The 14,217-nt window shown below is 62.0% G+C and carries 13 protein-coding genes; 4 read left to right on the forward strand and 9 right to left on the reverse strand.

Annotation, left to right across the window (positions count from 1 at the left end):
- Positions 1-2: 2 nt before the first annotated feature.
- From paaC to paaA, 3 genes are read right to left on the reverse strand one after another with little or no spacing between them, the layout of a single operon-like run.
- Positions 3-920: a 1,2-phenylacetyl-CoA epoxidase subunit PaaC gene (paaC, locus tag HAV21_RS11180; protein ID WP_142938213.1), complete on the reverse strand. Its 918-nt coding sequence runs from the start codon at positions 918-920 to the stop codon at positions 3-5.
- Positions 921-946: 26 nt separating this feature from the next.
- Complete coding sequence (gene paaB / locus HAV21_RS11185) at positions 947-1,378, reverse strand: 1,2-phenylacetyl-CoA epoxidase subunit PaaB (protein WP_166841755.1); 432 nt, start codon at positions 1,376-1,378, stop codon at positions 947-949.
- Positions 1,378-2,373, reverse strand: a complete 996-nt coding sequence (paaA, locus tag HAV21_RS11190) for a 1,2-phenylacetyl-CoA epoxidase subunit PaaA (protein WP_024817856.1) — start codon at positions 2,371-2,373, stop codon at positions 1,378-1,380. Before paaA ends, paaB begins: the two co-directional genes overlap by 1 nt.
- Positions 2,374-2,562: 189 nt before the next feature.
- On the opposite strand from paaA, the gene HAV21_RS11195 reads away from it, so the two are divergent.
- Positions 2,563-3,159, forward strand: coding sequence for a low molecular weight phosphatase family protein (locus HAV21_RS11195; protein WP_166841756.1), 597 nt, complete (start codon positions 2,563-2,565; stop codon positions 3,157-3,159).
- A gap of 10 nt (positions 3,160-3,169) precedes the next feature.
- On the opposite strand, the gene HAV21_RS11200 is transcribed toward HAV21_RS11195, so the two are convergent.
- Positions 3,170-4,183, reverse strand: coding sequence for a LysM domain-containing protein (locus tag HAV21_RS11200; protein WP_166841757.1), 1,014 nt, complete (start codon positions 4,181-4,183; stop codon positions 3,170-3,172).
- A 419-nt stretch (positions 4,184-4,602) separates the two neighbouring features.
- Here HAV21_RS11200 and HAV21_RS11210 point away from each other — a divergent pair, with 419 nt between their 5' ends.
- Positions 4,603-5,664, forward strand: coding sequence for an LCP family protein (locus HAV21_RS11210; protein WP_166841759.1), 1,062 nt, complete (start codon positions 4,603-4,605; stop codon positions 5,662-5,664).
- 13 nt (positions 5,665-5,677) lie between these two features.
- On the opposite strand, the gene lepB is transcribed toward HAV21_RS11210, so the two are convergent.
- From lepB to HAV21_RS11225, 3 genes are all read right to left on the reverse strand, one after another.
- Complete coding sequence (gene lepB, locus HAV21_RS11215; protein ID WP_166841760.1) at positions 5,678-6,400, reverse strand: signal peptidase I; 723 nt, start codon at positions 6,398-6,400, stop codon at positions 5,678-5,680.
- A 28-nt stretch (positions 6,401-6,428) separates the two neighbouring features.
- Entirely contained in the window at positions 6,429-7,070 is a 642-nt protein-coding gene (locus HAV21_RS11220; RefSeq protein WP_223940796.1) for a hypothetical protein, read from the reverse strand.
- 96 nt (positions 7,071-7,166) lie between these two features.
- Complete coding sequence (locus HAV21_RS11225) at positions 7,167-7,589, reverse strand: VanZ family protein (protein WP_166841761.1); 423 nt, start codon at positions 7,587-7,589, stop codon at positions 7,167-7,169.
- A 218-nt stretch (positions 7,590-7,807) separates the two neighbouring features.
- On the opposite strand from HAV21_RS11225, the gene HAV21_RS11230 reads away from it, so the two are divergent.
- Both HAV21_RS11230 and HAV21_RS11235 read left to right on the forward strand, forming a co-directional pair.
- Positions 7,808-11,344, forward strand: coding sequence for a response regulator (locus HAV21_RS11230; RefSeq protein ID WP_166841762.1), 3,537 nt, complete (start codon positions 7,808-7,810; stop codon positions 11,342-11,344).
- On the forward strand, positions 11,341-12,261 hold the full coding sequence (locus HAV21_RS11235) for a diguanylate cyclase (protein WP_142938147.1): 921 nt from the start codon (positions 11,341-11,343) through the stop codon (positions 12,259-12,261). Before HAV21_RS11230 ends, HAV21_RS11235 begins: the two co-directional genes overlap by 4 nt.
- Here HAV21_RS11235 and HAV21_RS11240 read toward each other — a convergent pair.
- Together HAV21_RS11240 and HAV21_RS11245 are read right to left on the reverse strand one after the other, a co-directional pair.
- Positions 12,253-13,071 (reverse strand): PIG-L family deacetylase, encoded by an 819-nt coding sequence (locus HAV21_RS11240; RefSeq protein ID WP_243753247.1) that lies wholly within the window; start codon positions 13,069-13,071, stop codon positions 12,253-12,255. The two genes, HAV21_RS11235 and HAV21_RS11240, sit on opposite strands and share 9 nt — an antisense overlap.
- The gene (locus HAV21_RS11245) at positions 13,072-14,217 is read right to left on the reverse strand and encodes a glycosyltransferase family 4 protein (RefSeq protein WP_243753248.1); all 1,146 of its coding nucleotides are present in this window, start codon (positions 14,215-14,217) and stop codon (positions 13,072-13,074) included.

Consider the following 14,217-nt stretch of genomic DNA (forward strand, 5'->3'; position numbering starts at 1 on the left):
GGTCACCAGCTCGCGCCTGGATGCTCGCGGGCCAGGACCTGCATTTCAGCCAGAATGTAGCCCAGGAACTCGGAGTGCTTGCCGTGCCGCCCGCCGCCCAATGACTGCGGGACACCGGGAACTTCCAGCTCTGCCTCGGCCATGATGTTGCCGGTGAGGCGATCGAATTCCGCACGGAGGCTGGAAGGCTGAACAGTAACTCCAGCTTCAGCCAGGCGGGTGGTGAGATCGTCATCCTCGAAGAGTTCGTCCACATACGGCCACACCAGCTTGAAGCCTTGGATGATGCGTGCACGGGACTCATCAGTGCCGCCGGCGAGCCTAAGCACCCACTGTGCGCTGTGGTCGCGGTGGTAATCCACCTCTTTCACGGCCTTCGCGGAGATGGCAGCGATGGTGGGATCGGTGGACTCCATGAGCTTGGTGTAGAGCTCGAACTGGTAGAAGCTCACAATGAACTGCCGGGCGATGGTCACCGCGAAATCGCCGTTGGGCTGCTCAAACAGGTGGGCGGAACGGAATTCGTGTTCGCGGCGGAAGTACGCGAGGTCGTCCTCGGACTTGCCCCAGGCGGCACCGGCATAGGTCAGGAACGACCTTGCATGGCCCAACTGGTCCAGTGCGATGTTGCCGAGGGCAATGTCTTCCTCAAGCTCGGGGGCCCGGGAAATCCAGTGCCCCAGGCGCTGGGCGAGGATCAGGCCATCGTCGCCGATGCGCAGGGCAAACTCTGCAACATCGTCGGTGGGCTTGACCTGTCCCCGGCTGATCTCAAGGGCAATGTCCTCCGGGCGCAATGCGTTGCCCGGCGTGATGCGGGTGGCGCTTGCCGAACCGTCGCCGGACGCACCTGCCCCGTGCACGCCAACGGAGATGTCGCCGTGGCCTTCGATTGCGAAGTCAGTATCTTTGGTAGTCACGTCTTTGGTGCTCACGTCTTCGGTAGTCACAGGTGCTTCACGCCCTCACTCTTGGTGTAGTACGTTGCGTGGCGGTAATCCTTGCCCTGCGGAGATTCGAAGAAGGAACCCTTGGAGTCGGGATCGCTGGAGGAAATCGCCTCGGCCGGGACAACCCAAATGGAGACACCCTCATTGCGGCGGGTGTAGAGGTCCCGGGCATTCCGGAGGGCCATGGCCGCATCCGGGGCGTGCAAGGAACCGGCGTGCACGTGGGACAGGCCGCGGCTGGAGCGCACAAAAACCTCCCAGAGGGACCAGGGAGACTCTTCCTTTGCCCCATAAGAGGTGACGTCCGGGCCTGAGGCTGGTGCCGTCGTCGTGCTTTCAACGTTGGTGGTGGCCGCAACCTTGGGGGCCTCGCGGTTGATTTCGCTGGCGGCGCTGGCCGGTGCTTCCGGGTTACCGTGAGGAGCCATTATGCTGCGTTCTCTTTCTGTGCTTGCTTGCGGGCGTAGGCCACGGCGGCTTCGCGAACCCAGGCACCGTTTTCGTGTGCCTCACGGCGGCGCTCGACGCGCTGCGAGTTGCAGGGACCGCGGCCGGCTAGGACTTCCTTGAACTCGTTCCAGTCCAAAGGCCCGTGCTCCCACTTCTTGGTCTCTTCGTTGAAACGGATGTCCTTATCAGGCAGGGTCAGGCCGAGTACCCGGACCTGCTCCACCATCATGCCCACGAACCGGCTGCGCAGCTCGTCATTGCTGAAGCGCTTGATGTTCCAGGCCATGGATTGCTTGGAGTTAGGTGAATCGTCATCCGGCGGGCCGAACATCATCAGCGACGGCGCGTACCAGCGGTTCACTGCATCCTGGGCCATCTGCTTCTGCGCAGGTGTGCCGTTGGAGAGTTCAAGCAGGATCTCGAAACCCTGGCGCTGGTGGAACGACTCTTCCTTGCAGATGCGCACCATTGCGCGACCGTAAGGACCGTACGAGGCACGGCACAAGGGCACCTGGTTGCAGATGGCAGCGCCATCAACAAGCCAACCGATGGCTCCCATGTCTGCCCAGGAAATCGTGGGGTAGTTGAAGATGGACGAATACCGGGCCTTGCCGGCGATCAGATCTTCCATCATCTGGTCCCGGGACTGACCCAGGGTCTCGGCGGCCGAATAGAGGTACAGGCCATGACCGGCCTCGTCCTGAACTTTGGCCATGAGGATTGACTTGCGCTTCAAGCTCGGCGCCCTGGTGATCCAGTTGGCTTCCGGCTGCATGCCGATGATTTCCGAGTGTGCGTGCTGCGAGATCTGGCGCAGCAAAGTCTTGCGGTAAGCCGCCGGCATCCAGTCGCGCGGTTCAATGCGCGAGTCCTCCGAAATGATGCGATCAAAATACGCCTGACCGGCCGCCTCCCGCTCCTGCTCTTCCGGGGACAGCTCAGCGGGCACTGACTGCAGATTCTGCGATGCCATGGTTGCTCCTAATAAATTACCGACCGTTCGTTCAGAATATGCGGAGCGGGTGATTTCAGTCAAGCGTTCGTTCCCGCGTTTGGACTTGATTCAGCGGCTCCGCGTTGTTGACAAGATCCGTGCTGCCCGCCGTGTTAACTTGGGGTGGGACCTCAGTTGTCCCCCATCAACGCTAGAAAAGAGCCTTACGTGGAATCGCCCCAGCCGTTCAGGATTCTCACCGTCTGCACAGGGAACATCTGCCGCTCCCCCGTGGCCGAACGGTTGCTGCAAACGGGGCTTAACCAGGTAAGCCCCGGCTCCTTTGAGGTTCGCAGTGCCGGAACGCGGGCCATGGTGGGTGAACCCATCCAGCCGCTCTCAGCCCAAATCATCAGCACATTCCGCGGCAGCCCCGACGGTTTTGCCGCCAGGCAACTGACCCCCCGGATCCTCAAGGAAACCGACCTGGTGCTGGCCATGACATCCAAACACCGCGGTGAAGTCCTCCAGCTGGATGCGTCCCTGTTGAAGCGCACCTTCACCGTCCGCGAATTTGCCCGCATGCTGTCCGTCCTGGAGGACCGTGGCGATACTCCCCCGGCCGAAGACATCACGGACTTTTGGCGCGCACTTCCCAGCCGCGCGGCCTCAGTCCGCCACCTCGCGTTGCCCTCCGATCCTGCAGACAACGACGTGGTAGACCCCTACCGACGATCGGAAGAGGTCTACCACCAGATGGAGGATGAGCTGGCCCCGGCCATCCTGGGCATCCTCCGGTTCGCGCGCCTGACGGCGCCGGCCTAGTATTTCCTGATTAGTTGAGCGCAATCACCAGCATCTGACTGGTGCCCGGGATGCAGGTCTGCAGGACCACTGCGGGAAATCCGCCGAAGACTGCTGCCACATCATTGGTGCTTCCCGGATTGGGTACCTGGCCCCTGCCGGTGGCCGTGAAGGTTCCGTAACCCGGAATGGAGACGGTTTCCCCCACGCTGATGCCGGAGAACCGGCCCCATCCTCCACAGAAATCATGCTCCGTTATGAACGTGGCGTAGGCGTTGGTTGGCGTGTAGTGAATCGGCCCGATGCACGCGTCCACCATGGACTGCCCGCCGGCTCCTGCTACGTAGATGGTCCTGACGGCGGGCGCCGGAGCGGGAGCGGGTGCCGGAGCTGGGGCGGCAGCAGCGGGAGCGGCCGCGGCTGGTGCCTGGACAGGTGCAGCCTGAGCGGCTGGAGCCGGTGCTGGTGCTGGTGCGACTACCGCCACAGGCGGTCCGGTGAGCTTCAAGACCTGTCCCGGCACGATCACCGAATAGGCGCTGAGTCCGTTGGCAGCCAACATGGCAGTAACATCCACACCGTAGCGGGAAGCTATGGAACCAACCGTGTCCCCCGAAGCAACCGTGTAGAGGTTGGGGTCACCAGCCGGCGCTGCAGGGACGGCCGCCACTATCGGTGCCTCCACAGCAACCGGAGCCGGCGCTGCGGGTTCCGGCGCCGGGGCTGCGGGTGCAGGAACCGCTGCGGGCACTGCAGCTGCGGGCGGCGCAGCTTCTGCTTCCACGTCCTGGACAGGCAGGGCTGCAGGCGGTTGGGCCCCGTCGCCTTTGGAGAACGGGACTTGGTCCTGCGAAACAGTTTGGTCAACATCACCTGCCGGTTGCGTCGCCCAGTTCACCACGCCGAAAAGCAAGGGAATCAGAGCTAATATCGCGAGCACTGCGCCGGCAATCAACAGCTTGGATTTTGTGGACTGCGGCTGCCGAACATCGCCACCGCTCTTGGTTGTGAGGGAAGTTTGAAGATCTAAGTCATTCATATTCATGGGAAACCCCGGAATCCATGGCTCTGGACCGCGCAATGCAGGCCGATCTTGGCCCAAATGAGAAAGCGCAGCTACGTATTGGGAGGAGCACCACCCACAAAGGGCGGGGGTGCAGTCCACCGCTGAGCCGGAGGAACGGAAGTGCAATAACCCTACGAATTTCAATAGTAGGAATGGGCTGTTCCCGGTGCACGAGTAGGAACTACTCGACTTTCCTCCCAAGGGCCGGAACGGTTACTTGGGCATTACGCAGTTTCCGGAAATGGACTACTTGCTCCAACCGGCCCGGAACGTCGTCCAGCAGGCAGTAATCGTTGATTCCCGGGCATGGATCAAACGGATCAGCAATCGGCTCGTCAGCGCTCCGCCGCAGTACGTTGGGCCAAGCCCTCGCTGCTGCTGCCAACACCAAGGAACACATGACGCTCCCCACCCCTGCCCAAAACCGCTCCGCGGAACGACGTTCACACAGTCCAAAGAGTAGGAAGACCGCCAGGAATGTGCTTTTAGGATTCGCGGCGGCAGTGCTTGTTGTTGGGCTTATTGCCGGGGCCTATGTATTCACGCTGGTACAAACTTTCAACTCAGGCTCTACCAAGATTGAGAATGCCTTTCCTGAAGAGTCCACCCGGCCGCAGAAAACCGACGGCAACACGGCAATGAACATTCTTGTGATGGGCAGTGATACACGCGGTTCTGACGTGGACGTTGAAACCAATGCCGCCACTAACCAGCGCGCCGACACTCTGATGTTGGTACACCTTCCCGCCGACCGAAAAAAAGCCTATGCAATATCCCTGATGCGGGATCTGTGGATTGATATTCCCGGAAAAGGCGAATCAAAGATCAACGCCGCCCTCGCCTACGGTGGTGTCCCCCTGATGGTTCAAACTGTGGAGACGCTTTTTGATCAACGCATCGACCACGTAGCCATGATCGATTTCGAGGGCTTCAAGGGCCTCACCGATGCTCTTGGCGGCGTGGAGGTGGACGTGAAGATTCCGTTTGCGCCAAGCTCAGGACCCATGGCCGGACAGGCCTATAAGGCTGGCAAGCAGACCTTTGATGGAGATGAAGCCCTCGCCTTCGTCCGTGAGCGACTGGCGTTCAGTGACGGCGACTACCAACGTGTGCGAAACCAACAGGGATACCTCAAGTCAGTGATGGGCAAAATCATCGCCCGCGAAACACTGACCAATCCGGTGACCATCAGCAACATGGTCACGGCGGTGTCCCCGTTCGTGAGCGTGGATAAGAACTTTGATGCTGCTGCGATCGGCAGTCTCTCCCTGTCCATGAAGGATGTCCGGGCCCAGGACATAGTGATGTTTACCCTTCCCACCCTTGGCACGGGAACCTCAGCGGACGGGCAGTCGATTGTCCTGGCTGACACCACGGCGATCGCGGACATCGCCACCGCACTCTCCAAGGACCAATTGGGCACGTACATCGTGGCGCATGCCCTTGATAAAGGACAGTGAGCAAATCGGGCCCTCATCGCTGGGCGCTGGTGAGGGGCTGTGTGATGGTGTGGGCGCTTCCCCACTTGGTGAACGGGAACAGGAATCCGTCCACACGGCCAATAATGTCTGCGCGGCCGGCAGTCTTGACGCAGCTACCCGTTGACCCCGCGGCCCGGCAGGCGGTAACGGAATCCTCGGACCGGGAGCGGTGGTCGCCCAAGAGCAGGTACTGATCCTCGCCAAGAAGGATGGGCCCGAAGCAGCGCGGCGACCTCACCGTCGTCGAACAGTCCGTGCTGCCGGTAATGAACGCGAGATCCTCGAAAACGTAGGGTTCCGCAACGGCCCCACCATTGACTGTGACGTGTCCGCCGACGTCACAGCATTCCACAGCATCGCCGGGCAAACCGACCACCCGCTTGGCCAGGTATTCGGTGTTGGCGGGGCCGATTCCGGTCACCTCACCAAACCAGCCAACTCCTGTGCGCAGGGTGCCGCGTTGGGGCGCTGGCCCCCATCCCGCCGGTTTCCTGAAAACAACGACGTCGCCGCGTTTGGGTTCCGAGCCGGTGTAAGCGGTGCGGTTGACCAGCACCCGGTCACCGACGTTGAGTGTCTGTTCCATGGAGCCCGACGGCACCGAGTAGACCTTCACAAGGAATCCCTGAACCAGCGACACCGCCATCAGTGCGAGCAGGACGTGAATCCATGGCGAGCGGAGCAGCGTACGGACTTTCACCGTCTTGGGATTCATGTTTGCGGAAAGGCTCAGCGTTGAAGGTCTAGAGGATGCCCGCACCGATCGGAACGGAGATGCTACTGGTTGCGATCAGGGTGCGACCCCCAATGACCACGGTCACGGTGACCGGGAATGACGCCAGCAAATTGACGGATACGCCGGTGCTGGTGCCTGCCAATCCGAAAACTATCGGCAGATTCAGTGTGCCGTTGCTCGCCACCGTGATGGGGACGCTGTTGCTCCACGTGGTGGAGGGAAAGCCGTACTGTCCGATGACCGGCGCGGACTGGTACGTCGTAGTGCGCTGGCCGGCGGTGGTGGCTGTCCCGTTGAAGGAGTACACACCGAATCCGCGAGCCCGGCCAACCGGGATGTTGATGCCGGTAGGGCGGGAAATCGACACTGTCACCAGAGCGTTGTCCGTGACCGCTCCGGGGCCGTTGGTGAGGGTAAGGATGGTGGGGACGGTGACCAATGACTGGGCCGTGAGTGCACTGGTTCCGTCCAGTAGCCGGAGGCTGAGCAGCGATGTGGAGGAAGCTGTGAAGGCAAGGCCCAGGGTGTTCACGGAGGCTACCGCAGCGGGGGCCGCAACGGCGGCAGCAATGACGGGCATGGACCATGCCACACCCTTAACCACAGCGCGGCGGGCATGCGGCTTGGAAACGGTACCTTCGTTGCTCATCGCTCTTCTTTCACTCATTTTGAGCCGACGTTACGATACCCGGGACGCAGGGCAACAGCTGCTGTAGTAGGAAGGGCTAGGCTGTCCAGCCCACTTCTACCGGATAGTGGACGCGAGCTTCTTGGCTACCACCAGGCCCGCCAAGGCCCCCAAGGTGTTGGCAACGATGTCCGACCAAGCAGTCACCCGCCCAGGTATCAGCAATTGAACGACTTCGATGGTCCCGGACGATGCAGCAGCGAGAAGGGCAAGCGGCCACCACTTCCACAGCGTTGGTTTCAGCAGCCGGACAAACACCCCGAAAGGGACAAACATGACGATGTTCGCCATGAATTCCACTCCGACGCCCGCCGCCTCCTGTGGAATGCCGAGAACCGAAAGCCAGCCGGCAATGACCCCCACAAAACCTGTGACCGTGCTGGCTTCGCGTGCGGGCAGGAAGACAACAAATGCGAGCGCAACCAGGTAGGCGATGAAAAGGGTCTTTAGCCACCACGTGGCGTACTGCCGTACAAGCACTTCTGGCCTTTCCTGAGGCTTCCGGCGCCGTCTGGGGTTTGCGGCAGTGAACTACACCAACTATAGGAGTGAACGGGCTGCCGCCCTGGTGGCCCAACACGCATGGACTATGAGTGTGATCCATCCCTCAACCGGGCTTTTCGGCGTATGCTCTCCTCAGCGCTGGATAAACGCGTTTGTTCGCTTTTGGTGGGGCCACTTTTGAAGGCGGGGGTTCAGTGGCAGGAGTGAAGCACGGGGTTCTTGCTACGCGCCCGGCTTTGCGGCATGGTTGGCCGCTCTTCCTGGTGCCTGTTGGGGTCTGTTTGGTTTTACTGGCTTTCGGTCTGGCAAGCGGATCAGGAACCACGACGGCGCAACTCGCCGGCGACCTGGCAATCCTTCTGGCTGCACTCACCGCGCTCTCAACCCATACCCTCGCTGCCCTTGCTGGCCGGAGAAACCCGGACAACAATCCGGGTCGCTGGTTCATCGTGGCCGGCCTGGCCATCTGGAGCGCCGGTCAAACAGTCTGGACCATCAACGGCATCACCCTGAACCACCAGTACCCTTTCCCGTCCTTCGCGGATGTCGGCTTTGTTTGGTACGCGCTGCCCACCTCCATCGGATTAGTGCTGCTGCTAAAAGGCCAAGGGCGCCGCATCCCGCTGCGTCGCACCATCCTGGACGCAGGAGTAGTGGCAAGCTCCACGTTCTTCATTGCGTGGAGCTCCGTGCTGGGACCCTTGGCCGGGGCCACCGGCCAGGACGCTTTTGCCCAGGCCACACAGATGGCTTATCCCATCGCAGACGTCTTCATGGTCTCCGTGGTGATCGTCCTGACCATGCGCGCAGCCCGGGGCCGCAGGCTTCCCTGGCTGAGCCTGGGAATTGGCTTCTGGGTCCTCGCCATCACGGATATGGCCTATATGAGTTTCACGCTCCAAGGCATATCCGGTGTCACGGGATCCCCGTTGGCGTTGGGGTGGGTACTGGCCTTCCTGCTGGTGGCCTTGAGCCCCTTGCTTCCGGAAGCCGGCACCACGCAAAAAGACGGGCGGGTTTACGCCGCTGCCCTTGAGCTGCTTCCCTACCTGCCCGTGTTCAGTGCCGTGTTCTTCTCGCGCAGCCGTCCCATCGGGGAGGACCGCGTCCTGCTGCTCACCGGGCTGGTGGTGATTGTCTTTGTGATGGTGCGGCAGGTGCTGATCGTCGTCGAGAATGTGACACTGACCCGTGACCTCGAATCGAAAGTGGCCGAACGCACCGCAGAGCTGGAGGGGCTGGGGGCGATCGTGAATTCCTCCGGCGACGCCATCATCGGCGAAACCCCCGACGGCGTGATCACCAGCTGGAATCCCGGCGCCGAGAGGATCTTCGGCTACCCAGCTTCTGAAGCAATAGGACGGAAGGGAGACTTCTTCGTCCCGCAGGAACTGATGGAGAACGAACGCCTCGCCTTGGAAAGCACCGCACAAAGCGGTGAGGTGCAGAACTACGAAAGCCAGAGGCGACGCCTCGACGGCGAAGTCATTCCGGTGTCCGTGACGTTGTCCCCGGTGCGGGGTGAATCCGGCATCCGCGGCGTGGCAACCATTTCCCGGGACATCACTGAACGCAAAGCCGCCGAGAAGGAACTCCTCACTGCCCGCGAGGCAGCGCTGGAGTCCAGCCGCCTCAAATCCGAATTCCTGGCCACCATGAGCCACGAAATCCGGACCCCACTGAACGCGGTGATCGGCCTGACCTCGCTCATGATGGACACGCCCCTCAGCGAAGGGCAAAGGCAGTACGCTCAAGGAGTCAAAGGCGCCGGCGAGGTCCTGCTGACCCTGATCAACGACTTCCTTGACTTCTCCAAGCTGGAAGCCGGGAAAGTGGACCTGGACATCAACGTCTTCGACCCCCGGGCGCTGGTGGAGGAAGTAGCGGGACTGGTGGTGGAAGCTGCACAGGGGAAAAACCTGGAGCTCATTTCCTACTGCCACCCGGACGTGCCGGCACGTCTGATGGGCGACGCCGGCCGCATCAGGCAGATTCTGCTGAACCTGTCATCCAATGCCGTCAAGTTCACCCCCACCGGCGAAGTGGAAGTCCAGGTCTCAGTCCTCGCCCAAGACGCGAACAACGCATCACTGCGCTTCGAGGTCAGGGACACCGGCATTGGCATCAGCGCCGAGAATCATCAGAGGCTCTTCGAATCCTTCGCCCAGGCAGACGCTTCCACCACCCGCCGCTACGGAGGAACCGGACTCGGCTTGGCAATCTCCCGGCGCCTCACCGAAGTCATGGGCGGCAAGATCGGACTGGACAGTGAGCCCGGAGTGGGCAGCCGGTTCTGGTTCGACCTTGAACTGCCCCTTGGCCCGGCCTCCTCCGACACGGAAAACCTACCTGCCACGCTGGCCGGCCGCCGGGTGTTGGTGGTGGACGACAACGCCACCAACCGTCTGGTGCTGGAAACACAACTGGCCAGTTGGGGCATGCTTCCCGTCTCCGTTGCCGACGCCGCGTCCGCCCTGGACGAATACCGTGCCGCTGCCCTAACAAGCCACCCGTACGACATCGCGGTGGTGGACATGTGCATGCCCGACACCGATGGGCTCCAACTTGCCCGCAACATCAAGAACGACGCCAACGGCTCCGGCGGCCCGGGAATCATCCTGTTAACCTCCACCATGCAGGTGGAAAGAAGCGACCTCACCTCAGCCGGAATCCGCGAATACCTCACCAAACCCGTCCGCAGCTCTGAGCTCTACAACCGCCTCCTGCGCGTGCTGGCCACCAAGAGCGCTGGTGCGGCTTCACCGCCGGTGCTTGCCGTTGTTGAAACTCCGGATCCCAGGCCCCGCCTCGGGACGCTGTTGGTGGCCGAAGACAACGAAGTAAACCAGTTGGTGGCGCGCGGAATGGCCAACCGCCTCGGCTACGAAGTACATATTGTGGACGACGGCGAGCAAGCCGTGTCCGCGGCACTGTCCGGCAAGTACGCAGCGGTCCTCATGGACTGCCACATGCCGGTCATGGACGGCTTCGACGCGACCCGGGCCATCCGTGCGCGCAACGGCCACGCCGCCAGAATCCCCATCATCGCCATGACGGCCGGAGCCCTGGACGAGGACCGCGAGCGCTGCTTCGCTGCTGGCATGGATGACTACATCAGCAAGCCCGTGGATCTGGCCAAACTCTCTGAGGTCCTCTCGCGCTGGGTACCGCAACAAGAGCAAGAGTCGACGGCGGCTGGCGGGGTGGACGCTGTTGCGGCGCCGGACGCCGTGGTGGAGGCCGCGCAGCAGCCCGACGTCGTGGTGGAGGCCGCGCAGCAGCGCGACGTCGTGGTGGAGGCCGCGCAGCAGCCGGCGGAAGCACCGGCGTCGGGCTCTGTTGTCCTTGACCTGGCGCGACTGGAGATCCTCCGCGAGCTCGGGCCCGCCGACGGCTTGGGTTTGTTGCCTGAAGCCGTGAAGGCTTTCCGGCAGGATTCTCAAGGAGCTTTGGAGACCTTGCGGTGGGCGCTGGACACCGGGCACGCCGCAAGTGTGGAGGCCGCAGCGCACAAGCTTGCCGGCGCGTCCGCCAATATAGGTGCAGCCGGTGCTGCCGGCCTGTGCAAGGAACTGGAACGGCTGGGCCACGTTGCGGGACCAGACCTTGGAGCCAGCGGATTGCCGATGCTGGACCAATTGCGCGCCGAACTCACGCGCGTGGACGAAGCACTTGAACGAACACTAACGGGGGCACACGTGCGGGAAGCACCACTGCGGGAAACGTCATGAAAATCCTCATCGCTGACGACGACCAGATCTCCAGGATGATCACCAAAGCCGCCGTGGAACAGTCCGGCCATGAGTGCATCGTGGCCGTGGACGGCGACTCGGCCTGGGAACTCTATAAGGAACACAGCCCCGAAGCTGTGGTGACAGACCTCATGATGCCCGGCCTCAACGGGCTGGATCTTTGCCGCGCCATTCGTGCGGCCGAGGCCGACAGCTACACCTACGTGATCCTGGTGACCTCCCACGGTTCACGGAAAGACGTTCTGGCCGGAATGGAAGCCGGAGCTGACGACTACGTCACCAAACCACTGGATCCGTTCAGCCTTCACATCCGTCTCCTTGCGGCCCACCGCATTACCTCCTTGCACGCGGACCTTGCCCGGTACCGTTCGGCGCTGACAGAGCAGGCACGGACCGATCCCCTCACCAAACTGCACAACCGCCTGAAGCTGGCCGAGGACCTGGGCACGCTGCACGGCGGGGGCAACAAGGATCACGACTATTGCCTGGCCATGGTGGATGTGGACAATTTCAAAAGCTACAACGACATCTACGGCCATCAGGCGGGCGACGCCGCACTGATTGCCATTGCGTCGACGCTGGCCGGCGCGGTACGAAAGTCCGATGCCGTCTACAGGTTTGGCGGCGAGGAATTTCTCCTTGTCCTGCGCGATCAGCATGTGGACGGCGCAAGGACTGTCATGGAGCGTGTCCGGTCCGCAGTGCAGGACTTGAGGATTGAACATTCCGGCGATCCCGACGGCGTCCTGACCATCAGCGCTGGAATCTCCGCCTTTACCGCCGGTCACCGGGCAGGAACCGAACAACTCCTGCGTGAAGCTGACCTGGCGCTCTACGCGGCAAAGGCCTCCGGCCGGAACCGGGTGTCCTTGGCTGGTGCCCTCCGCTCAGAATGACCGCGCCCTAGGCCCGCCACGGCCGGGCACAAAGTATGTTTCCGGTTTCAGTGGGATCACTCCGCCGGGAAACAGTGCATCTACCTGTGTGGGGTATTGCCTGATGCGCCCGGGTTTTGCGTCAAGGCCCTCGTCCCAGGTCCACGGAACGAATCCCATAGCGGACAAGCACCGTTCATCCGGGCCGGCCGTCAGATCGTAGGGAAAGTCTGAATACATCACCAGGTTCTCCGGGTGTCCTTTGCCTACCTCGCGGGTGATGAGGTGGTCCACGTGCTTCCCCACACCCGCCGGGCAAAACAGCAGTTCGGCTTGGGTTTGCGCCATGAGAACTGCGACGTCGGTGCGGAGCTGGCGGATGAGTGTCCGATCCCCTTTGGCGACCCTTCCGTGCGCGATATCAAACCTGTAGGTGGGGTACCGGTGTGTCAGCTCCGGGAGCAGGCGGTCCCATGCGCTGCTCCCCATCGCTAATGGCTTGCGTCGGCGTCGGAACAGTGCGTCCACCTCCCCCAAATGTATGGATTGCACTCCCATGTCCTCCAAGACGGCGCGGTCCTCGGACTGTCTCGCCTGGAACAGTTCCCCGGCGTCCGGAACGGTGCATTGGCGCATGAAGGACCGTGCTGCGCGCGTATGCGGTGCTGGTGTTGCCTCGGTGAAGATCGTGGCCACGATGATCTGGCGTCCTTGGGCCTGCGCTTCAATCAGCGCACCGCAGGACAACACAGCATCATCAAGGTGGGGTGACAAAAACAGCCACGGCGCGTCGCCCGCCATGGAACGTTCAACTCGTGACGGAAACGGCATTCAGGACCCTTCAACGTGGCGGACAGGCTGCTGCCGGGTTTGAAGTTCACTGAGGTCGGCAAGCGCGCTGTGGTAGGTCCGCGCCTGCATCCCGGCGAGCGCATCCCAGTTGTAACCGGCGGCAAATTTTCGTCCCTGCTCAGCCACTGGCGCCAACCCCGGCTGTGAATAGCGGCGGGCAATCTCTTCTCCCAGGGCCTTAACATCGAACGCTTCCACGATCCACCCCGTGCCCGGCGGGACGATCTCCTTGAGGCAGGGAATATCAAAGGCGATCACCGGAGTGCCTGCCGCAAGGGCATCGATGGCCACCAGTCCGAAGGTCTCGTGCCGGGACGGCACAACCAACAAACGGGCGTCGCTGAGTGCCTGAAACTTCTTGTCGCCGGACAGCCATCCGAGCATCCGCACGCGATCGGAGAGACCCGCTTGCTGAATGGACGTGCGCAACCGTTCTTCGTCCGGGCCCGTGCCGGCAATCAGCAAGTTACCCTCCACCTGCTCGCAGGCGATAGCCCAGGCTTCCAGAAGGAGGTCCAGGCCCTTGTGCCCGTACTCCAAGCGCCCCAGAAAGAGAACATCTTGTCCCAGGTGCGGCTGAGTGTTCCATATACCTGGGTCCACGCCGTTACCGATCACATCCACCTGCACGTCCGGGTTCAGTTGCTTGAGCCGGGCCGCGATGCCCTGGGACACGGAGATGAGCCTGCGGTATTTCCGGACGCCCAGCCGCTCTATCCAGTGCAGAGGTAGCTTGTACTGCCGCGCCTTGTCCCTCGCGTGAAGCCATTGGACAACGCCGATGGTGGGGCGTTTGGTCCAGATGGGTGCGGCCATGGTGGAAAAGGGCGCAAAGAAATCCTCCACCACCAGCTCGGCAGCCGGACGGCGTTTCCGTACCTCCAACGGCAGCCGGACAACATAGGCAACCAACCTGGTCAAACGGTTCTTTCCCGATCCGATGCCGATGGGGACATAATGCACGCCGTCCTCCACACGCTCCTGCCAGCCGGGATACCGGGTGGTCAGGACCGTGATGCGGAAGCCCTGTGCCGCCAGGCGGCGATTGATTTCGTGGGTCCTCACAGACCCTCCCCCTGCCCCGGGCATGCGGGGATCCTCGAAGCCCAGATGCAAAACTTTCAT

It is taken from the genome of Paenarthrobacter sp. MSM-2-10-13, from assembly GCF_011605365.1.
GTDB lineage: Bacteria > Actinomycetota > Actinomycetes > Actinomycetales > Micrococcaceae > Arthrobacter.